Below are 21,358 nucleotides of genomic sequence, written 5' to 3'. Positions count from 1 at the left end.
TACGCGTTTCATGCCAGCGCGCTTTATCGGTGGAAATATTCCGGCCAGGTGCCCGAGCGGCTGCTGATCGCGCCGACCGACCTGCGCACCGCCGACCCTACCATCGCCAACGATATCTATGCCGGCCGCTTCGTCTTCGCCGGCGAGGTTGTCGACGTCGCCGGCTTCTCGGTGTTCGAGATCGAGGCGCCGTCGCGCGCCTGGGCCGAGCGGCTGCACAGTTTCGGCTGGCTGCGCCATCTGCGCGCCTCCGACCTCGCCGTCTCGCGCTCCAATGCCCGCGCACTGCTCGACGAATGGATCCGCTTCCAGAAGAGCCATGATCCGATCGCGCGTGATCCCGACGTCATGGCGCGGCGGATCCTGTCCTGGCTGGCGCAGACACCCTTGGTGCTCGAGGGCTGCGATCACGGCTTCTACCGTCGCTTCATGCGCTCCCTGACCAAGCAGGTCCGCCATCTGCGCCGGGTGGCGCGCGATGTGCGCCCCGGCATGCCGCGCCTGCGCGTGATGATGGCGCTGGCCGCCGCCGGGCTGTCGCTTTCCGACCAGCCGCGCCTGGTCCGCCAGGCGTCGCGTTGGCTCGATCACGAACTGGCCCGGCAGATCCTGCCGGATGGCGGCCATGTCGGCCGCAATCCCGGCACGGTGCTGGAAATCCTGGTCGACCTGCTGCCGCTTCGCCAGGCCTTTACCGCTCGTGGCCAGCAGCCTTCGCCGGCGCTTCTCGGCGCCATCGACCGCATGATGCCGATGCTGCGCTTCTTCCGGCATGGCGACGGTTCCTTCGCCAAGTTCAACGGCATGGGCGAGACCCAGCTCGGCCTGCTCGCCACCGTCCTCGCCTATGACGACGCGCGCGGCGCGCCGGGCAAGAATGCGCCCTATGCCGGCTATCAGCGGCTCGATGCGGGCGACACGGTGATGCTGGTCGACACCGGCCCGCCGCCGCGCCCGGTGCTGTCGCTCGAGGCGCATGCCGGCTGCCTCTCCTTCGAGATGAGCTCCGGTCGCCAGCCGCTGATCGTCAATTGCGGCGTGCCGGGGCCGGGCGCCACGGCGCTGCGGCGGATGGCACGCACCACGGCGGCGCATTCGACCGTGACGCTGAACGATTCCTCGTCCTGCCGCTTCCTGAAGGGGACCTATCTCGCCGACAAGCTCGGGGAGGCGATCCTTTCCGGCCCGACCCGCGTCGACGTCTCCCGCCAGGACAATCGCAGCGAGACGGTGCTGATCGCGGCGCATGACGGCTATGTGGCGCGCTTCGGCATCCGGCACGAGCGCAAGCTGGTGCTTTCCGCCTATGGCGACCGCATCGACGGCGTGGATTCGTTCACGACGCCGAGCGGCAACACCATCGCGCGCGGCGGCCGCGACGCGTTCGCGCTGCGTTTCCACCTGCATCCCGCCGTCGAGGCCACGCGCTTTGACAATGGTCGCGGCGTCTTCCTCGCCTTGCCGGATGGTTCGGCCTGGCAGTTCGAGACTCCGGAGCTCGAGGTTCTGCTCGAGGAGAGCATTCGCCTCTCCGATATTCGCGGCAGCCGGCGCACCGATCAGATAGTCGTCTATGGCCGGGCGTTGCATCAGGCCTCGGTCGAATGGATCCTGCATCGCGTCGTCGAGCCGGGCGGACGGATGCGCAATCACGACGATCCCGGAGACGATCTGCCGCTGGGTGCGTAAAGCGGCTGCATGGCGTGAAAAAACGTGGTATCGCGCGGGCCTTCAGCATTCGAACCCGCGAGGACTCCATGGCCGTACCGCCGTCAAAGGTCGCCCTTCCCGAACTCGTTCCGATGAAGCGCGCGCTCTTTTCGGTGTCGGACTCCACTGGCCTGCTCGACTTCGCCCGTGCGCTGCATGAGCGCGGCGTCGCCCTGGTCGCCACGGGTTCGACCTGCAAGGCGCTGATCGACGCCGGCCTGCCGGCCACCAATGTCGCCGATGTCATCGGTTTTCCAGAAATCCTCGGCGGCCGGGTCAAAACGCTGCATCCGAAGATCCATGGCGGCCTGCTCGGCATCCGCAACGATCCGCAGCACGCAGCGGAAATGCAGGAGCATGGCATCGAGGGCTTCGACCTCGTTGCCGTCAATCTCTACCCGTTCGAGAAGACCATCGCCTCGACCGAGGATTACGCCACCGCCGTCGAGAACATCGATATTGGCGGCCCGGCGATGACCCGCGCCGCCGCCAAGAACCACGGCTTCGTCTCGATCGTCGTCGACCCGGCCGATTATGCCTCGGTGCTGGAAGCGCTCGACGCGAATGGCGGCGCGACGCCGCTCGCCTTCCGCAAGCGCCTCGCGGCCAAAGCCTTTGCTCGCACGGCTGCCTATGACGCGGCGGTCTCGAACTGGTTTGCCCGTGTGCTCGAAGAGCCGGCGCCGGCCTGGCGCTCGTTCGGCGGGTCCTTGCGCGAAATCATGCGCTATGGCGAGAACCCGCACCAGCAGGCGGCCTTCTACGCCACCGGCGAGGTTCGTCCCGGCGTGTCGACCGCGAAGCAGCTGCAGGGCAAGCAGCTTTCCTACAACAACATCAACGACACCGACGCCGCCTTCGAGCTGGTGGCCGAGTTCGACCCGGCCGAGACGGCGGCCGTCGCGATCATCAAGCACGCTAATCCCTGCGGCGTCGCCACCGGCGCGTCGCTTGCCGAGGCCTATGACAAGGCGCTGCGCTGCGACCCGGTCTCCGCCTTTGGCGGCATCGTCGCGCTGAACCGGACGCTGGACGCGGATGCCGCAAAGAAGATCGTCGAGATCTTCACCGAGGTCATCATCGCCCCGGACGCGACCGAGGAGGCGATCGCCATCGTCGCGGCCAAGAAGAACCTTCGCCTGCTGGTCACTGGCGGCCTGCCGGATGCGTCCGCCAAGGGCCTGACGGTCAAGACCGTGGCGGGCGGCCTGCTGGTGCAGGATCGCGACGCAGGGCGCGTGCAGAAGTCGGATCTGAAGGTCGTCACCAAGCGGGTGCCGACCGACGCCGAGCTCGACGACCTGCTCTTCGCCTTCCGCGTCGCCAAGCACGTCAAGTCGAACGCCATCGTCTATGTGAAGGACGGCGCCACCGTCGGCGTCGGTGCGGGCCAGATGAGCCGCGTCGACAGCTCGACCATCGCCGCCAAGAAGGCGGCGGATGCCGCCCGCACCGCCGGTCTGCCGGAGACGCTGGCCAAGGGGTCTGTCGTCGCCTCCGACGCGTTCTTCCCCTTCGCTGACGGCCTGCTGGCCGCGGCCGAAGCGGGTGCGACCGCGATCATCCAGCCAGGCGGTTCGATGCGCGACGACGAGGTGATCGCCGCCGCCGACGAGGCCGGCCTTGCCATGGTCTTCACCGGCATGCGCCACTTCCGCCACTGAGCGGCTTGGTCTGCCACGAGATAGAAGCGCGGCCTCCGGGCCGCGTTTTTTTTGGGACGCAGTCGAGCTCCGTTCTTCACCTCTGCCTGAGGGAGAGGTGAGGGGCTTTCCCCTTAGTCCATTCCGGCGCGCAGCGCCGCCGCGCCGGCCACCGGGCCGATCACGGCACTCGCCATGGTCAGGGCGACGAGAATCAGCATCGGGTTCATCACCGGCATGCCGGTGGTGGTGGCCGCCGTGATCGTGCTGACGCCGAAGATCAGCACGGGGATCGTGAAGGGCAGCACCAGGATCGCGACCAGCAATCCGCCGCGGCGCAGCGCCGTGATCAGCGCCGCGCCGATCGTGCCGATGAAGATCAGCGCCGGCGTGCCGATCAGCAGCGTCAGCGTCACCAGCCCGATCGCCTGCGCCTCCATGCCGAGAATGAGCCCGAACACCGGGGCGCCCAGAACGAGCGGCAGTCCGGTCGCCAGCCAGTGGCCGATGGCCTTGGCGAGCACGACCAGCTCCAGCGGCAGGCCGGACAGCATGAACTGGTCGAGGCTGCCGTCATCGCGGTCATCCTGGAACAGCCGGTCGAGGCCGAGCAGGGTGGCGAGCAGCGCCGCGATCCAGAGCATGGCCGGCCCGATCCGGGCGAGGAGCTTCATGTCCGGCCCGACGCCGAACGGCACCACGGCGACCACCGACAGGAAGAAGATCAGCCCGACAAAGGCGCCGCCGCCGGCGCCCAGCGACAGCCGCACCGTCCGTCCGACCAGCGCGAAGAAGAAGTTGGTCATGCGGCACCGAGCGCGAGGGTCGCGTGGCTTGCGACGGGCAGCGGACGATGTGTCGCGGCCAGGGCGAGCCCGCCTTCGCCCAGATGCTGTGCCAGCAAGTCGCCGAAAATCGCCTCCGAGCGGCTGTCGAGCGCCGAGGTCGGTTCGTCGAGCAGCCAGATCGGGCGCTGCACGACCAGCAGGCGGGCGAGGCTGGCGCGCCGCTTCTGCCCCGCCGAGAGATAGCCAGCCGGCAGGTCGTCGAGGTGATCGAGTTCCACCTGTTCGAGCGCTTCGATCGCCGGCAGCCCGGCGCGGCCGGCAAACTTCGCCCACAGCGCCAGGTTGTCACGCACGCTGAGGCCCGGCTTCAGACCGTCGAGATGGCCGAAATAATGGACGTTTTCGGCGATCGTCGCATCGTCCCTGGCGGGATGTTCGAAGCGGATGGTGCCCTCGGCAAGCGGCAGCAGGGAGGCGACGGCGCGCAACAGGGTCGACTTGCCGGATCCGTTGGCGCCGGTGACCGCGAGCATCTGGCCGGCGCCGAGCGTGAACGAAACCTGCTCGAAAATGGTGCGGCCGCCGCGGCTTACGGCAATCGTCTCGGCCGACAGGCGGGTTTGTCGCTTGTTCATGCGCCGATCCCGCCAGAAGGTGACGCCGGGTCTTCTTGCCTTTGAGCAGCTTTGAAAGATTCCAAGCGCGGCGACTTTCGTTGATCTGGCTTCTCCTTACGAAATTCATTATAAGGCCTGCAACCCGGCGCGCCGGTTGCGCCGCGGTCAAGACCTGCGTCACCACCCCAGGGATGGACCGCGTGCCGAGCCAAACTCCGCCGCCATCTTGGGTGCGCCTGACCGCGTCGGGCACGCTTCGTGCATCGACTTCGGCCATGCGTTTCCGCGACAGAAACGAGGACGATCCGTATCGTGAGCACCGAGCATCCCGACAGCTTTAAATCCCGCAAGACGCTTCAGGTCGGCGCGGAAAGCTATGTCTATTTCAGCCTGAAGGACGCGGAGCAGAACGGGCTTCCCGGCATCTCCACGCTGCCCTTTTCGCTGAAGGTTTTGCTCGAGAACCTGCTCCGCAACGAAGACGGCCGCACCGTCACCAAGAACGACATCCTCGCCGTCAAGGACTGGCTCGTGTCGCGCGGCAAGGACGAGCGCGAGATCGCCTATCGTCCGGCCCGTGTGCTGATGCAGGACTTCACCGGCGTTCCGGCCGTGGTCGACCTCGCCGCCATGCGCGACGCGATGGTCAATCTCGGCGGCGACCCGAAGCGCATCAACCCGCTGGTCCCGGTCGATCTGGTCATCGACCACTCGGTCATCGTCAACTTCTTCGGCAATGCCCAGGCCTTCGGCAAGAATGTCGAAGAGGAATACAAGCAGAACCAGGAACGCTACCGCTTCCTGAAGTGGGGCCAGTCGGCCTTCGACAATTTCCGCGTCGTGCCGCCGGGCACCGGCATCTGCCACCAGGTCAATCTCGAATATCTGGCCCAGACCGTCTGGACCAGAACCGAGAACGGCCAGACCGTCGCCTATCCCGATACCTGCGTCGGCACCGACAGCCACACCACCATGGTGAACGGCCTCGGCGTGCTCGGCTGGGGCGTTGGCGGCATCGAGGCGGAAGCGGCCATGCTCGGCCAGCCGGTTTCGATGCTGATCCCGGAAGTCGTCGGCTTCAAGCTGACCGGCAAGCTGAACGAGGGCATCACCGCCACCGATCTCGTGCTCACCGTGACGCAGATGCTGCGCAAGAAGGGCGTCGTCGGCAAGTTCGTCGAGTTCTTCGGCCCCGGCCTCGATCACCTGTCGCTCGCCGACCGCGCCACCATCGGCAACATGGCGCCGGAATATGGCGCCACCTGCGGCTTCTTCCCGGTCGACGACGAGACGATCGCCTATCTCGACGAGACGGGCCGCAAGCCCGAGCGCATCGCGCTGGTCGAGGCCTATTCGAAGGCGCAGGGCATGTGGCGCGAGCCCGGCCTGGCCGATCCCGTCTTCACCGACGTGCTCGAACTCGACATCACCACCGTGCTGCCGTCGCTGGCAGGTCCGAAGCGCCCGCAGGATCGCGTGCTGCTCTCCGACGCCAAGACGGGCTTCCTCACCTCGCTCGAGGGAGAGTTCAAGAAGCCGGGCGAGGCCGACAAGCGCTTCGCCGTCGAGGGCACCGACTACACGGTCGGCCATGGCGACGTGACGATCGCCGCCATCACGTCGTGCACCAACACCTCAAATCCGAGCGTGCTGATCGCCGCCGGCCTGCTCGCCCGCAACGCGGTCGCCAAGGGCCTGAAGTCGAAGCCGTGGGTGAAGACCTCGCTCGCGCCGGGATCGCAGGTCGTGGAGGAATATCTCGCCTCCGCCGACCTGCAGAAGGACCTCGACGCGCTCGGCTTCAACCTGGTCGGCTTCGGCTGCACCACCTGCATCGGCAATTCGGGACCGCTGCCGGAAAACATCTCGGCCGCCATCAACCAGGGCGACCTGGTCGCCGCCGCTGTGCTGTCGGGCAACCGCAACTTCGAGGGCCGCGTCAATCCGGACGTCAAGGCGAACTATCTCGCCTCGCCGCCGCTGGTCGTCGCCTATGCACTGGCGGGCTCGCTGCAGATCGACCTGACGACCGAGCCGCTCGGCACGGGGTCGGACGGCCAGCCCGTCTATCTCAAGGACATCTGGCCTTCGAACCGCGAGATCGCCAAGTTCATCCGCGAGAACGTCACCAAGAAGATGTTCCAGACCAAGTACGCCGACGTCTTCAAGGGCGACGAGAACTGGCAGAAGATCTCGGTGCCGCAGGGCGAGACCTACGCCTGGGATAGCCAGTCGACCTATGTGCAGAACCCGCCCTATTTCGTGGGCATGCAGCGCGAGCCCGAGGCCGTCACGGACATCCTCGGCGCCCGCGTCATGGGCCTGTTCCTCGATTCAATCACGACCGACCACATCTCGCCGGCCGGCTCGATCAAGGAAACCAGCCCGGCCGGTTCGTATCTGCGCGACCACCAGGTCCGTCCGGCGGACTTCAACCAGTACGGCACGCGTCGCGGCAATCATGAAGTCATGATGCGCGGCACCTTCGCCAACATCCGCATCAAGAACCAGATGCTGGGCGGCAAGGAAGGCGGCTTCACCAAGCATTGGCCGGACGGCACCGAAATGCCGATCTACGATGCGGCGATGAAGTACAAGGCCGAGGGCGTTCCGCTGGTGGTGTTCGCCGGCAAGGAATATGGCACCGGCTCGTCGCGCGACTGGGCGGCTAAGGGCACCAAGCTGCTCGGCATCCGCGCCGTCATCGCCCAGTCCTTCGAGCGCATCCATCGCTCGAACCTGGTCGGCATGGGCATCGTGCCGCTGGTGTTCGAGGAAGGCACGTCCTGGCAGACGCTCGGCCTCAAGGGCGACGAGATCGTCACGATCAAGGGCATCGCCGGCGATCTGAAGCCGCGCCAGATGCTGGATGCGGAGATCACCTTCGCCGATGGCAGCCAGAAGGTCGTGCCGCTGCTCTGCCGAATCGATACGCTCGATGAACTCGACTACTTCCGCAACGGCGGTATCCTGCAATACGTGCTGCGGAACTTGGTTGCCTGAACCAATATCGTATCGCGCTTTTAGCGATTTCGTGATTCCCCGTGTGGCGGTTTTCTGAACCGCCACACGGGCTTAAGCCAGGTGACCGGGTGATCGCGGATCGTTCCCTCACGACCAGTCACCCTTAATTGAATGGCTTACGATTGATCCCCGAACTATTTTTGACTGACACCCACCGCGAGTGGCAGATCTCGGCGATCAGGATAAGTTGCAGGCATGTGCCATCTCAAAACCAGCTGGATCCTGGCGGCCTTGTGCCTGCTTGTGGTCCCGGCGCTTGCGGCCACGGCCCAGGAGCCCACCAAAGTTTCAGCGGTTCTGGAACTCTTCACGAGCCAGGGATGCGCTTCCTGCCCCCCCGCAGACGAGTTGCTCGAAGACCTTGCCAAGCGCGAAGACATCGTCGCGCTGTCGCTGCCGGTGGATTACTGGGACTATCTCGGCTGGAAGGACACGCTCGCCAGCCATGAATTCACCGACCGGCAGAAGGCCTATGCCAATGCCCGCGGGGACCGGCAGATCTATACGCCGCAGATGATCGTCAACGGCACCACCCATGTGGTCGGCAGCGACCGGGCGGCGATCGATGCCGCGCTCAGGACCAAGCCGCCACTCGCCGTTCCGGTTAGCATGGACATGGTGGGCGATGCGATCCGGGTGAAGATCGGCGAGACGGCCGACAGCACCATCCCGCGCGAGCGCAAGGCGACGATCTGGCTGGCGCTCTACAAGCGGCAGGTCGCGGTGCCGATCCGCAAGGGCGAGAACCAGGACCGGACGCTAAGCTATTATAACGTCGTCACGAGGCTGCGACCGATCGCGATGTGGCGCGGCGAGCCCATCGATGTCGACCTGCCGATGAGCGAGTACCATCAGGCCAATGCCGATGGCTGCGCAATCCTGCTGCAGGCCGAGACCGCGAATGGCGAGCCCGGCGAAATCCTCGGCGCCGCGTTTGCCGAGAGGGGCGCGGAATGGTGACGGATCGGGCCCGATAGGGCCAAGCCTTCGTCGATCTCCATGAAAAAAGCGCGGGACCTGCCCGCGCTTTTCGTCTTTCCCGACTTGCGTCGCCGTCAGGCTACCGTCTTTTCCATCAGCCCCGCCAGCGCCCTGGCGAAGGCGGCCGGCTCGTCCGGCGCTTCGCCGTCGAGGATGCGGGCCAGACCGAAGAGCAGCGGCGCGGCGGCGTCGACGCGTTCGGCCGCGGCACCGCCAGCCGCCGCCTGGGCGGCGAGGCCGGCCACCAGCGGATGGGCCGGATTGAGCTCCAGGATCTGCGCCGAGCGGCCGCCGGCGCCGTCGCGGCTCGCCAGGATCTTCTCCAACTGCCGGTCTGGGCCGAATTCGGGCGACACCAGGCAGGCGGGGCTCGTCGCCAGGCGGTTCGATCCGCGCACCTCGACCACCTTGTCGCCCAGCGCCTGCTTCAGGCGGAGCGTCAGCGCGGCGAGCGCCTCGTCGGAGGCGGGCTTCTCTTCCTTGGCCTCGTCGCGGGCGGCTTCCGCTTCCAGCACGGGAATCAGGTCGAGCGTCGCCGCGCCCTGCGTTACCGACTGGAACGGCTTGCCGTCGAAGCCCAGCGCGGTTCGCACCCAGAACGCGTCGACCGCGTCGGCGAGGATCAGCACCTCGACGCCGCGCTTGGCGAAGCCCTCGAGATGCGGCGAGGCAGCGATCGTCGCCGCGTCGTCGCCGAGCGCGTAGTAGATTGCCGTCTGGTTCGGCCGGAAGGCGGCGACGACGTCGGCCAGGCTGCGCCAGCTGTCGCCGCCGGTCGTCGTCTTGAAGCGGGCCAGCTTGAACAGCGCGTCGCGGCGGTCGGGCGCCTCGTAGAGACCTTCCTTGAGCACGGCGCCAAAGGCTTCCCAGACCTTGACGAAGCGCTCGGGATCGTCGGTCGCCAGCTTGTCGAGATCGGTCAGGACACGGTTGGTGACGCCCTTGCCGATCGCCTCGATCACCGGATTCTTCTGCAGCATCTCGCGCGACAGGTTGAGCGGCAGGTCTTCCGAATCGATCACGCCGCGCACGAAGCGCAGCCAGGGCGGCAGGATCTCGGCCTCGTCGGTGATGAAGACGCGGCGGACATAGAGCTTCACCTTGCCCTGGCGCTCCGGCTCGAACAGATCGAACGGCCGCGAGGACGGCACGAACAGCAGCACGGAATATTCCGTCCGCCCCTCGGCGCGGTAGTGGATGGTGACGGCCGGTTCGTCGAAGCGGCCGCCGACATGGCCGTAGAATTCCTTGTACTCGTCTTCCGTGACGGCGGATTTCGGCTTGCGCCAGAGCGCGCTGCCATCGGCGAGCGACTCCTCGGTGCCGTCGGCGAGCTTGAGCACGATCGGCACCGGCACATGCGCCGAATAGGCGGTGACGATGCGCTCGATCGTATCGGTTTCGGCATAGCTGGCATTGTCGGGATTGAGATGCAGCAGGATGCGCGTGCCGCGGGCCGGCGCGTCGGCGAGATCCGCCGGCTCGATCTCGTAGGCGCCCTTGCCATCCGAGCTCCAGCGCCAGGCCTCGTCCGAGCCCGCCTTGCGCGAGACGACGGAAACCTTGTCGGCGACCATGAAGGCGGAATAGAAGCCGACACCGAACTGGCCGATCAGCGCCGATCCCTTGGCGCCGTCGCCGGCCTTTTCGAGGAAGGCGCGGGTGCCCGACTGGGCGATGGTGCCGAGATTGTCGATCAGTTCCTGCCGGTCCATGCCGATGCCGTTGTCGGCGATGACCAGGCTTGGCGCTGCCTTGTCGGTCTCGATGACGATCTGGAAGGCATCGCCGCCCTCGATCAGCGCCGGCTCGGACAGGGAGAGCGTACGCAGCTTCTCGCAGGCGTCGGCGGCATTGGAGATCAGTTCGCGCAGGAAGACGTCGCGATTGGAATAGACCGAATGCACCATCATGTGCAGCAGGCGCGAGACCTCGGCCTCAAACGTGCGGGTCTCGGCGGCGGGCTTGGTTTCAGACACGCTTTTCTCTCCGGTATTTTCGGCGTCCCGGCGCGGGGTCGATGTCTGGGCGCCGGGCGCCGTCGGCATCGTCGCTTACGCGGGCGGCGCTGATATCGCCGGTCGGGGACCGAGTTTCAAGGCCGGAGGCTTCTGCCTGGCGTCCAGGCAAAGAAAAAGGCCGGCGGAGCCGACCTCAGGAACCTTTTGGGAGGGGAATGCAATTCGACGACTGACTTCGAAGGTGGTCCGGCTCAACTGAGGACCCCGGGGGGCTGGGGGGCTGAGAAATTCCGAAGCCTTGGCCAAGCCGGACCGTTCGAAGCGATGGTGGGATATTGCCGGGCCAATGCGGCCGGTGCCGGGCCGAAAAAGGGCGGAATCAAGGAATTTCATACCCCCGCTTCACGGCTGCGTGAATTCCGGGCGCGTCCGCTCGAAGGGGCAGGGGGCGTCTTTCGATCGGCCGGCCGGAAACCCGCGCCTTGCCAGCTTGGCCGAACGGAGCGATCATGACCGCTCGATGACAATGCGGCTCGCTGCAGGAGGCGCCATTGAGCGAAGGTGAAGACAAGGCGGGATCCGGTGGCAGCGCCACGCTGGTGTCGCTGATCCCACCGGAGACGGGGAAGTCCGTTCCCCTGATTGCTTTCAATCGACTCGAGCTGAACGAAATCCTGCGTGTCTACGGGCGCATGGTGGCGGCCGGCGAGTGGCGTGACTACGCGATCGATCATCTGCGCGACAAGGCGGTGTTCTCGATCTTTCGCCGTTCGTCCGAGATGCCGCTCTACAAGGTCGTCAAGGATCCCGAGTTGCGCAACCGCCAGGGCGCCTATGCCGTGATCGCCACCGGCGGCTACATCATGAAGCGCGGCCACGATCTGCGGCAGGTTCTGGCGGTGCTGGATACCAAGCTCAAGGTCGTCCAGAGCTAGCGCATCGATCAGAAGGTCGGTGGTTCGTCACTGCCGTCGCCGAGTGCGCGCTGCATCAGCACGCTGTCCAGCCAGCGGCCATGCTTGCAGCCGACATTCTCGAAGACGCCGACCAGCCGGAACCCCTGCGCCGCATGCAGCCGGATCGACGCCTGGTGGGTGGAATCGCCGATCACGCCGATCATCTGGCGGAAGCCGGAGGCGGTCGCCGCCGCGATCAGTTCCGCCAGCAGCCGCTTGCCGACGCCGAGCCCCTGCGCCTTGGGCTCCAGATAGATCGAGTCCTCGACGGTGAAGCGATAGGCAGGCCGCGGCCGATAGGGGCCCGCATAGGCGTAGCCGAGGATCTCCCCGGAGCCCTCCGCCACCAGATAGGGATGGCCGCCATCCACCAGCGCCTCGTGGCGGCGGCGCATCTCCGTTTCGTCTGGCGGCTCGATCTCGAAGCTCGCCGTGCCGAACCGCACCCAGTGCGAGTAGATCCCGGTGATCGCTTTCAGATCGTTGACGCAGGCCGGGCGGATGTAGAGATCGTCGGGAAGGGGAGACATTGGCGAGGCACTCGAATGCTGCGAGCCCGGCGTGGCCAAGACGTCGCCGCGCTCGCGAAAATGGAAGAAGCCACAAAAAAGGGCGCGGCCTTGGCCGCGCCCTTCGATCGGGTCCCGATATCGCCTTAGCGGCGGTCGCCGAACAGGCGGAGCATCATCAGGAACAGGTTGATGAAGTCGAGATAGAGCGTCAGCGCGCCCATGATCGCCTTGCGGCCGGCAACCGTGCCATCGTCGCCGACATAGTACATTTCCTTGATCTTCTGCGTGTCATAGGCGGTGAGGCCCACGAAGATCAGCACGCCGAGGACCGAGATCGCGAAGCCGAGGGCCGACGATCCGATGAAAATGTTGACGATCGAGGCGATGATGATGCCGATCAGGCCCATGAACAGGAACGAGCCCATTCCGGTCAGATCGCGCTTCGTCGTGTAGCCATACAGGCTCATCGCGCCGAAGGTCGCCGCGCTGATGAAGAACACCTGCGTGATCGACTGCGCCGTATAGACGGCGAAGATCGAGGACAGCGAGACGCCCATCAGGGCCGAATAGCCCCAGAACACGGCCTGCGCCTTTGCCGTCGACATCTTGTGGATGCCGAAGGAGAGCCAGAACACGAGGCCCACGGGGGCCAGCATCAGCACCCACATCAGCGGACCGGTGTAGATGGTCTTGCCGAGGCTGGTCAGCAGAAGGCCATTCTGCATCTGCGCGACAGCCTGGGACGGGTCACTGGTCACGGCAAGCTTGAAGATGCCAAGCGCGGCTGCGCCGGTGATCATCAGGCCGATCGCCATGTAGTTGTAGACCTGCAGCATATGCGTGCGCAGGCCCTGATCGATAACACCGGTTTCGGCACGCGCTGCGCCAAACGGTGAGACGCGATTGTCGAAATCTGCCATCGAAGTCCTCTCCGAAATAAAAAATCCGCGGCTGCTTCGCCGCGAAACCCCCGTTTCCGCCACCGAGCGTCCCAACCTCTTCGGTTCCGCCGGGCGGCAAGCCCTCGGGGTCCCATGCGATATGGGCACCCCGATCGATCCGTGCAAGAGATCCGGCACGGCCCAAGTGGTATAATCGTACGCGATGCGGACGGGTGCGACTACAGGTTTCTGAGTACCGGCGCCGCCTTCTGGCCGAGCAATCGCCACGTTCCGGCAAGGCCGAGCCCTATGGTGAGCGCCACGGCGATCAGGGCGGCGGCGAGCGCCGTCACCGGAAAGACGGTGAAGGGCTGGCCCATCACGCCGGCGACGACGCCCCAGGCGGCGAGCGAGCCGGCCAGCACGGCGAACACCGCGGTGGCCAGCCCAAGCAGCCCATATTCCAGTCCGAACGCCTTCAGCAACTGGCCGCGCGTCGCGCCGAGGGTCTTCAGGATCACCGCATCATAGAGCCGCTGCCGGTGACCGGCGGCAAGCGCCCCTGCCAGCACCAGCACCGACGCGGCCAGCGCGATCGACGAGGCGACGCGGATCGCCAGCATCAGCTGATCCAGGATCGACGAGATGCGGTCGAGCGCTTCGCGCACCCGGATCGCCGTGACGGACGGAAATTCCGTGCCGGCATCGCGCATCAGCCTTGCCTCCGCCGCCGGATCGGCGACGCCCGGATGGGCGAGGGTCGCGAGCACGGAGTAGGGCGCGCCGGTGAAGGCCGAGGGCGAGAACACCAGGACGAAGTTGATCGCCAGGCTCTCCCACTCGACCTCGCGCAGATTGGCGATCGTCGCCGTGATCTCCCGTCCGAGCACGTTGACGGTGACGGTGTCGCCGGTCTTGAGGCCGAGGCCCCGCGCGACGCCCGCTTCCATCGAGACGAGCGGCGGGCCGGCATAATCGGCCGCCCACCATTCGCCTTCGGAGAGCCGCGAATTCTTCGGGACGGTGGCGGCAAAGGTCACGCCGCGATCGCCCTTCAGCACCCAGGCAACCTCGGGCGTCGGCGTCGCCTGGTCGGCCGGCGTCTTGTTCAGGGCGACGATGCGGCCGCGCAGCATCGGCACGCTCTCGACCGTCGCATCCGGGATCTCCTTCCTGAGGAAGTCCATGAAGGCCGGTGCCTCGGCATTCTGCACGTCGAGGAAGAAGAAGCTTGGCGCGCGGTCGGGCAGGGACTGCGTCAGCTGGCGATGCAGATTGCCGTCGATCAGCGCGATCGTCACCAGCACGGTCAGGCCGAGCCCGAGCGACAGAACGACCGAGCCGGTCAGCGCGCCGGGGCGGTGGATGTTGCCGACGGCGAGCCGCCATTCGGTCGAGGCGAAGCGCGGCGCGCGACGCGCCAGCGCCGTCACCGCCCAGGCGACGAGCCGCAGCAGCAGGAAGGAAGCCGCGACGCCGATGACGAAATAGAGGGCGATGCGGCGATCATAGGCAAGCAGGATGGCGAGCCCCGCCAGCACCGCCGCGGAGACGATGGCGGCGATCAGGAAGGCGAGGCGGGGCCGCATCTTGCCGAAGGCGGCGCCGTCTCGGAACAGCGCGGTCGGCGCGATGTCGCCGGCGCGGCCGAGCGGCACCAGCGCGAAGGTCAGCGCCGTCAGCAGGCCATAGAGCGCGGCATAGCCGAGCGCGGTCGGATAGAAGCCGGTTTCTGCGCCGACCGGCAGCACGTCGGCCAAGAATTGCAGCGCCACCACCGGCACCAGCGCACCGATCGCGAGGCCGATGACGACGCCGAGCAGCGCGATCAGCAGGATCTGGATCAGATAGAGCCGCGTCACCAGGCCGCCGGCCGCGCCGAGCGAGCGCAGGGTGGCGATCACCGGCCGTTTCAACTCCATGAAGGCGCCGACCGCATTGGCGACGCCGACGCCGCCGACGATCAGGGCGGCGAGGCCGACCAGGGTCAGGTATTGCGCGAACTGGCTGATGTTGCGCTTGAGGCCGGGCGAGGCGTCGTCGCGGCTGCGCACCTGCCAGCCCGCCTTGGGCAGGGCCTTGTTCGCGGCCTCGACGAGATCGACCACGGCGCTGTCGGGGGTGCCGTCCGGCATGCGCAGCCGGTAGGTCCACTGCACGAGGCTGCCCGGCTGGACGAGGCCGGTGCTGTCGAGCGTGGGTTTCGAGATCAGCAGGCGCGGGCCGAAGCCGAGGCCGGTGGCGAGCTTGTCGGGCTCGTCGGCGATCTCGCCGGCCAGCGTCAGCCGGGCCGTGCCGACCTGCACGACGTCGCCGATCTTGACGCCGAGCCGGGTGAACAGCTCCGGATCCGCCAATGCACTGCCGGCATTCAGCGCCGCCGTCGCATCGACGGCCTCGCCGGCCTTGAGCGTACCATAGAGCGGATAGGCGCTGTCGACGGCCTTGATCTCCACCAGGGTCTGGTCCGATCCGTCCGCCAGGCGCGCCATGCCGCGCAGCGAGCCGATCTCGGAAACCGTGCCATGCTTTTCCAGGAAGCCCCGCTCTTCCGGCGACGCCTGGCGCTGCACGAGCGTGAAGGCGACGTCGCCGCCGAGGATGGCCTGGCCCTGTCGGGCGAGGCCGTCGGTCATGGCGCGCGACACCGAGCCGACGGCGGCGATCGCCGCGACACCGAGCGCGATGCAGGCCAGGAAGACGAGGAAACCGCTGAGGCCGCCGCGCAACTCGCGCAGCGCGAAACGAAGCGGCAGCGGCAAGGTGGAGGTCGTCATTCCGCCGCGCTCCGAACCGCGTCGGCATTCACCTGGCGCGGATCGATGACGCCGGAATGGATGCGGATCATGCGGTCGCAGCGGCCGGCCAGCGCATTGTCGTGCGTGACCAGCACCAGCGTCGTGCCGCGCTCGGCGCAGGTGTTGAACAGGAGGTCGGCGATCTCGCGGCCCGTCGCCTCGTCGAGATTGCCGGTCGGCTCGTCGGCGAACAGGATGGCGGGGCGGGCGACCAGGGCGCGGGCGATCGCCACGCGCTGCTGCTCGCCGCCGGAAAGCGCGGACGGGTAGTGGTTCATGCGGTGGTCGAGCCCGACCAGCTTCAATTCCTCGGCGGCGCGTTCGAAGGCGTCGCGGCGGCCAGCCAGTTCCAGCGGCACGGCGACATTTTCCAGCGCCGTCATGTTGGGGATCAGGTGGAAGGACTGGAAGATGATGCCCACGTTCTGGCCGCGGAACCGCGCCAGCCCGTCTTCGTTGAGGGCGGCGAGGTCGGTGCCGGCGACCCGCACGCTGCCCCGGTCGACGCGCTCCAGCCCGGCCATGGTCATCAGCAGCGTCGATTTGCCGGAACCGGAGGGGCCGACCAGCGCGGCGCTTTCGCCGGCCTCGATCGTCAGCGATACGTTGCGGAGAATATGCACGCGCGCCGCCCCCGCTCCGAGCGCCAGTTCGACGGAAGAAAGCCGAATGACGGCATCGGAATGGTTCGGGACGGTATCATTCACGCGCGCAGACCCTATATCGTGCGACGGGCAGGCTCGTCGTACGGAGGAAGCCGAGAACGCCGGCGTCCTGCCGATCGCGGCGCGTTCGGCTCAATATGGTGGCAAAGTACCGATGAAAAAGACCCTGGCGCTGGCAATCTCGCTCCTCATGCTTTTCCTGGGGCCGGCGCTGGCCGATCCGATCCGTCTGGTGGTGCTCGGCGACAGCCTTTCCGCCGGCTATGGGCTTGGCCCCGGCGAGGGTTTTACCGACCAGTTGCAGAAGGCGCTGACCGCGAAGGGACTGGATGTCGCAGTCGTCAATGCCGGGGTGTCCGGCGACACGGCCGGCGGCGGCCTCGCCCGGCTCGACTGGTCGGTCGGCCCCGATGCGCAGGCGGTGATCGTCGAGCTCGGCGCCAACGACATGTTGCGCGGGCTCGATCCCGCGGTGCCGCGGCAGGCGCTCGACAGCATCCTGACGCGGCTCGGCGAGCGCAAGCTGCCGGTGCTGCTCGCCGGCATGCGTGCCGCGCCCAATCTGGGACCCGACTACGCCCAGCGCTTCGACAGCCTCTATCCGGATCTGGCCGCCAAGCACGGCGCGATGCTATATCCGTTCTTCCTCGATGGGGTCGTCGCCGATCCCGGCCTGCTGCTGGAGGACGGGATGCATCCCAACGCCAGCGGCATCGCTGTCATCGTCGAGAAAATCCTTCCCGCCGTGGAGGATCTGGTCGCGCAAGCCAAGCGCTGACCGGCCCTCCGCACGCCCGTCTTCGCCTTCCCGCTTCCGGCGCCTGCCCATCCGGCTTGCCGTGCCCAATCTCTCGGAGCTCTCGTCATGGAATATCGTTCGCTCGGACGCACCGATCTGCGCGTCTCCTCCATCTGCCTCGGCACCATGACCTGGGGCCAGCAGAATACCGAGGCCGAAGGCCACGAGCAGATGGATTACGCCTTCGAGCAGGGCGTGAACTTCCTCGATACCGCCGAGCTCTACTCGATCCCGCCCAAGCCGGAGACGCAGGGCTCGACCGAGCGGATCATCGGCAACTGGATGAAGGCGCGGGGCAATCGCGACAAGGTCATCCTCGCCTCCAAGGTATGCGGCCGCAACGGCTTCACCTGGTTCCGCGACAGCGGTGCGACACCGACGCTGTCGCGCGCCCATATCCGCGAGGCGATCGAGAAGAGCCTGAAGCGGCTGCAGACCGATTATATCGATCTCTACCAGCTGCATTCGCCCGACCGGCACGTGCCGCTGTGGGGCTCCAATCCGACCATCTACCGCCATCCCGAGCCGGCTCCCGACGAGGTGCCGATCGAGGAGACGCTCGGCGCGCTGCAGGAGCTGGTGCAGGAGGGCAAGGTTCGCCATGTCGGCCTGTCGAACGAGACCGCCTGGGGCACGACGCGTTTTGTCGCAGCCGCCGAGGCCGGCAAGGGCCCGCGCGTCGTCTCGATCCAGAACGCCTACAACCTGCTGAACCGCACCTTCGAGGTGAACCTGGCCGAGGTGGCGATGCGCGAGCAGGTCGGCCTGCTGGTCTATTCGCCGCTGGCGCAGGGCTACCTGACCGGCAAGTACCAGAAGGGCGCGCGCCCGGCCGGGGCCCGCACCACGCTGTTCAAGCGCGGCGATCGCTATGAAACGCCCGGCGCGGAAGAGGCGATCGATGCCTATCTCGCCATCGCGCGCGAAGCCGGCATGGATCCCGCCACGCTCGCCATCGCCTTCGCCACCACCCGCTGTTTCGTCACCTCGAACATCATCGGCGCCACGACGATGGAGCAACTCAAGGTGGATATCGCGGCGGCCGATGTCGCCATCAGTCCGGAACTGGAGGCGAAGATCGACGCGGTCCATCAGTGGCGCGGCAATCCATGCCCCTGAGACAGGCGGACGCTGCCCGGGGAAAGGGCTTTACAGCCGGGCGGCAAACCGCGAACCTGATCTTCCGTCCTACCGATAGAGGAGGGCGATCATGCCGCGCCTGTTCACCGGTCTCGAGATCCCGGCCGACCTCGCCCAACGGCTTTCGCTCCTGCGCGGCGGCATTCCCGGCGCGCGCTGGATCGACGCGGAGAACTTCCACGTCACGCTTCGCTTCATCGGCGATATCGACGATCGCACCGCCGATGAAGTTGCCGACGCGCTGTCGCGGGTGCGGCGGCGCGAATTCGACCTGCAATTTTCCGCGCTCGATTCGTTCGGCACCGCCAAGCCGCATTCGGTCGTGGCGCGGATCGCGGCGTCTCGCGCGCTCAGCGAGTTGCAGGCCGAGCACGAGCGGATCCTGCAGCGGATCGGCCTGCCGCCCGAAGGGCGCAAATACACGCCGCATGTGACGCTGGCCCGACTGCGCAACACGCCGCATCGCGACGTCGCCGCCTATCTCGCCGTGCGTGGCGGCGGCCTTTTCGCGGCGGCGTTTCACGTGACACGTTTCGTGCTGTTCTCCTCCAAAGCGTCGACCGGCGGCGGACCCTATGTGATCGAGGAGAGCTATCCGCTGGCTGAGTTCGTGGAGGCGCGGCCATGATCCAGAAGCTGGAAGCCGCCGAGCGCGCGGAGGCGCTGGCAAAACTCGAAGGCTGGAGCTCGGTCGAGGGCCGCGACGCCATCACCAAGGTCTTCAAATTCGACGATTTCCAGGAGGCTTTCGCGTTCATGACGCGCTCGGCACTCCTGGCCGAGCGGATGAACCACCATCCCGAATGGAGCAATGTCTACGGCACCGTCACGGTGACCCTGGCGACGCATGTCGTCGACGGCGTGACCGCGTTCGACATCCGGCTCGCCGAGGGCATGAACCGCTTCGCAGGGTAGGGACCGCAAGACCCTCACCCCAACCCTCTCCCGCAAGCGGTAGAGGGGGCGCGTCGTGACTGGACTGTCGGAAGAGCTGCTCCCTAGGAAAGGCCCTCGTCCGCTTGCGGGAGAGGGTGGGGTGAGGGCCTTACTTGGCCTTATTACTCAGAGCCACTCACTTCCACGGCAGATCGAGGCTTGCGGCGCCGCAGAGGTGGCCCTGGATCCGGCTGACGCCCCAGCCGGCCAGCATCTCCGCCGTTTCCTCGTCCTGGACCCATTCGGCAACGGTCTCGATGCCGAGATCATGCGCCAGCTCGACCAGGCGGCGCACGAAGATCTGGTCGTCGCGGCTCTTGGGCAAGGTGGCGATGAAGCTGCCGTCGATCTTGACGATGTCGACCTTGAGCGCCCGCAGATTGCGGAACGAGGTGAAGCCGGCGCCGAAATCGTCGATCGCCAGACGGGCGCCGAGATCATGGATCGTCGAGATGAAATAGGCCGTCTCGTCGAGGCTGCGGATCGCGCTGGTTTCGGTGATTTCGACGATCAGCCGCTTGCCGAGATCGGGTCGCTGGCCGAGCGTGTCGGCAAATCGAGACAGCCAGTCCGGCCCGGCCGCGGTTTCCGGCGATACGTTCAGCGAGATATGCGCCTCGGGGTGGTGGACCAGCGTTTCCAGCGCGCGATCGAGCACGGCGAGGTCGAACAGCCGCGACAGGCCGAGGCGCTCGGCAAGCGGCACCACATGCCCCGCCGAGACGATCGTGCCGTCTGGCTGGGCCAGCCGCAGGAGGGCCTCGTGGAACGCCACCTCGCGCGTGCGGATGTCGACGATCGGCTGGAAGGCGAGCCGCAGCCGCTGTTCCGATAGCGCGCCGATCAACTGTTGCGACAGGGCTATGTTGGACTGGCGCTCGGCCTCGCGCTCGGTCGAAGGCGCAAAGGCAATGAAGCGGCCCCGACCGGTGTCGCGGGCAAAGCCCAGGCTCTCCTGCACCCGCTCCATCGCCTCGTCGCGATTCTGCGCATGGCGGGGAACCGAGACGCCGCCGACCGAGATCGTCACCGAAACGGCGCCGTCGGGCGTCGCGATCACGTCATCGCGGATGGCGGACAGGAAGCGCTCGGCCGCGAACGGCATTTCGTGCTCGTCGCAGTTCATTAGAATGAGGCCGAGCTTGTGGCCCGAAAAGCGGCCGATGGCGTCGCTGTCGCGCAGGCGACCCTTGATGCGACGCGCCACCGCGGCCAGAACCCGGTCGCCGGCACGATAGCCATAGGCATCGTTGATCAGGTGGAAATCATCGATGGCGATGACGAGGAAGGCGGCCGAGGTGCCGGAGCGCTGTGAACTGGCGATCGCCTGGTCCAGCAGATCGAGCAGGTAGGAGCGGTTGAACAATCCGGTGACGTCGTCATGGCGCGACAGGAAGGACAGGCGCTGTTCGCGGGCATGGCGTTCGTTGATGATGCGCAGGACCCCCTCGGCGCGCACGGCGTTCTTGCGGTCGTCGGCATACCAGCGGCCGGTATCCTCGATCCACAGCGTCGGGCCGCTCGGTCCAGCCGGGCGCAGCGCGTATTCGAGCTGGTAGGGGACGCCGTTGCCGGTGTCGATCCCGCTCAGCAGCGCCTCCTGGCGCGCGAACGGACTGGGTTCCTCCACCATTTCGGCAAAGGCGGCACCGGTGTTGAGCGCTTCGGGCGTGGCGAGACCGAACAGGGCAGCCGCGTCGCCGCCCCATTCCATGCGGTCATCGTCCAGCGTCCAGCGATAGACGATTTCGCCAACTGTGGAGAGGATGGCGGCCGTGTGAACCGGCCACTGTGTCGACAAGCCGACGCTCACCGCATTGCGCACTGCTGGCATTCCTTTGCACGAGACGCGATTACCGCAGGACGGATCCGACTCTCGTGGAGCGTCTTGACCCGCCCGAGCCGCGAAATGCCATTTGGTATCGCGGCGACAACAGCAGCAATTTA

The 21,358-nt window shown here is 66.7% G+C and carries 17 protein-coding genes; 9 read left to right on the top strand and 8 right to left on the bottom strand.

Annotated elements, in window-relative coordinates; all coding sequences use genetic code 11:
• Positions 1-48: 48 nt before the first annotated feature.
• Together OSH10_RS10670 and purH are read left to right on the top strand one after the other, a co-directional pair.
• A complete protein-coding gene (locus tag OSH10_RS10670) occupies positions 49-1,689 on the top strand; it encodes a heparinase II/III family protein (protein ID WP_266331686.1) in 1,641 nt (546 codons plus the stop codon).
• Between the two features lie 68 nt (positions 1,690-1,757).
• Complete coding sequence (purH, locus tag OSH10_RS10665; protein WP_266331685.1) at positions 1,758-3,374, top strand: bifunctional phosphoribosylaminoimidazolecarboxamide formyltransferase/IMP cyclohydrolase; 1,617 nt, start codon at positions 1,758-1,760, stop codon at positions 3,372-3,374.
• Between the two features lie 113 nt (positions 3,375-3,487).
• On the opposite strand, the gene ccmB is transcribed toward purH, so the two are convergent.
• Both ccmB and ccmA read right to left on the bottom strand, forming a co-directional pair.
• Entirely contained in the window at positions 3,488-4,159 is a 672-nt protein-coding gene (gene ccmB, locus OSH10_RS10660) for a heme exporter protein CcmB (RefSeq protein ID WP_266331684.1), read from the bottom strand.
• A complete protein-coding gene (ccmA, locus tag OSH10_RS10655; protein ID WP_266331683.1) occupies positions 4,156-4,776 on the bottom strand; it encodes a heme ABC exporter ATP-binding protein CcmA in 621 nt (206 codons plus the stop codon). Before ccmA ends, ccmB begins: the two co-directional genes overlap by 4 nt.
• A 294-nt stretch (positions 4,777-5,070) precedes the next feature.
• On the opposite strand from ccmA, the gene acnA reads away from it, so the two are divergent.
• Positions 5,071-7,761 (top strand): aconitate hydratase AcnA, encoded by a 2,691-nt coding sequence (acnA, locus tag OSH10_RS10650; protein WP_266331682.1) that lies wholly within the window; start codon positions 5,071-5,073, stop codon positions 7,759-7,761.
• Between the two features lie 216 nt (positions 7,762-7,977).
• Complete coding sequence (locus tag OSH10_RS10645; protein WP_266331681.1) at positions 7,978-8,742, top strand: DUF1223 domain-containing protein; 765 nt, start codon at positions 7,978-7,980, stop codon at positions 8,740-8,742.
• A gap of 95 nt (positions 8,743-8,837) precedes the next feature.
• On the opposite strand, the gene htpG is transcribed toward OSH10_RS10645, so the two are convergent.
• Positions 8,838-10,742, bottom strand: coding sequence for a molecular chaperone HtpG (htpG, locus tag OSH10_RS10640; RefSeq protein WP_266331680.1), 1,905 nt, complete (start codon positions 10,740-10,742; stop codon positions 8,838-8,840).
• A 533-nt stretch (positions 10,743-11,275) separates the two neighbouring features.
• On the opposite strand from htpG, the gene OSH10_RS10635 reads away from it, so the two are divergent.
• Entirely contained in the window at positions 11,276-11,659 is a 384-nt protein-coding gene (locus OSH10_RS10635) for a DUF2794 domain-containing protein (RefSeq protein WP_407660696.1), read from the top strand.
• 8 nt (positions 11,660-11,667) lie between these two features.
• Here the strand turns inward: OSH10_RS10635 and OSH10_RS10630 are convergent, their stop codons facing one another.
• The 4 genes from OSH10_RS10630 to OSH10_RS10615 form a co-directional block, all read right to left on the bottom strand.
• A complete protein-coding gene (locus tag OSH10_RS10630) occupies positions 11,668-12,210 on the bottom strand; it encodes a GNAT family N-acetyltransferase (RefSeq protein ID WP_266331679.1) in 543 nt (180 codons plus the stop codon).
• A gap of 125 nt (positions 12,211-12,335) precedes the next feature.
• Entirely contained in the window at positions 12,336-13,112 is a 777-nt protein-coding gene (locus OSH10_RS10625; RefSeq protein WP_266331678.1) for a Bax inhibitor-1/YccA family protein, read from the bottom strand.
• A 200-nt stretch (positions 13,113-13,312) separates the two neighbouring features.
• Positions 13,313-15,850: an ABC transporter permease gene (locus OSH10_RS10620; protein ID WP_266331677.1), complete on the bottom strand. Its 2,538-nt coding sequence runs from the start codon at positions 15,848-15,850 to the stop codon at positions 13,313-13,315.
• Positions 15,847-16,578, bottom strand: coding sequence for an ABC transporter ATP-binding protein (locus tag OSH10_RS10615; RefSeq protein ID WP_266331676.1), 732 nt, complete (start codon positions 16,576-16,578; stop codon positions 15,847-15,849). The genes OSH10_RS10620 and OSH10_RS10615 overlap by 4 nt, the downstream gene beginning before the upstream one ends.
• Positions 16,579-16,690: 112 nt before the next feature.
• Here OSH10_RS10615 and OSH10_RS10610 point away from each other — a divergent pair, with 112 nt between their 5' ends.
• From OSH10_RS10610 to OSH10_RS10595, 4 genes are all read left to right on the top strand, one after another.
• Positions 16,691-17,314 (top strand): arylesterase, encoded by a 624-nt coding sequence (locus OSH10_RS10610; RefSeq protein WP_266331675.1) that lies wholly within the window; start codon positions 16,691-16,693, stop codon positions 17,312-17,314.
• Between the two features lie 87 nt (positions 17,315-17,401).
• Entirely contained in the window at positions 17,402-18,454 is a 1,053-nt protein-coding gene (locus OSH10_RS10605) for an aldo/keto reductase (protein WP_266331674.1), read from the top strand.
• A 91-nt stretch (positions 18,455-18,545) separates the two neighbouring features.
• Positions 18,546-19,103, top strand: a complete 558-nt coding sequence (thpR, locus tag OSH10_RS10600; RefSeq protein ID WP_266331673.1) for an RNA 2',3'-cyclic phosphodiesterase — start codon at positions 18,546-18,548, stop codon at positions 19,101-19,103.
• A complete protein-coding gene (locus OSH10_RS10595) occupies positions 19,100-19,390 on the top strand; it encodes a 4a-hydroxytetrahydrobiopterin dehydratase (RefSeq protein WP_266331672.1) in 291 nt (96 codons plus the stop codon). The genes thpR and OSH10_RS10595 overlap by 4 nt, the downstream gene beginning before the upstream one ends.
• A gap of 157 nt (positions 19,391-19,547) precedes the next feature.
• Here the strand turns inward: OSH10_RS10595 and OSH10_RS10590 are convergent, their stop codons facing one another.
• The gene (locus OSH10_RS10590) at positions 19,548-21,236 is read right to left on the bottom strand and encodes a putative bifunctional diguanylate cyclase/phosphodiesterase (RefSeq protein ID WP_266331671.1); all 1,689 of its coding nucleotides are present in this window, start codon (positions 21,234-21,236) and stop codon (positions 19,548-19,550) included.
• Positions 21,237-21,358 lie beyond the last annotated feature (122 nt).

It is taken from the genome of Kaistia defluvii (genome assembly GCF_026343955.1).
In the GTDB taxonomy this organism is placed as follows: domain Bacteria; phylum Pseudomonadota; class Alphaproteobacteria; order Rhizobiales; family Kaistiaceae; genus Kaistia; species Kaistia defluvii.
Note: the sequence above shows the minus strand (reverse complement) of the source record. Positions and strands in the feature narration are given on the sequence as shown.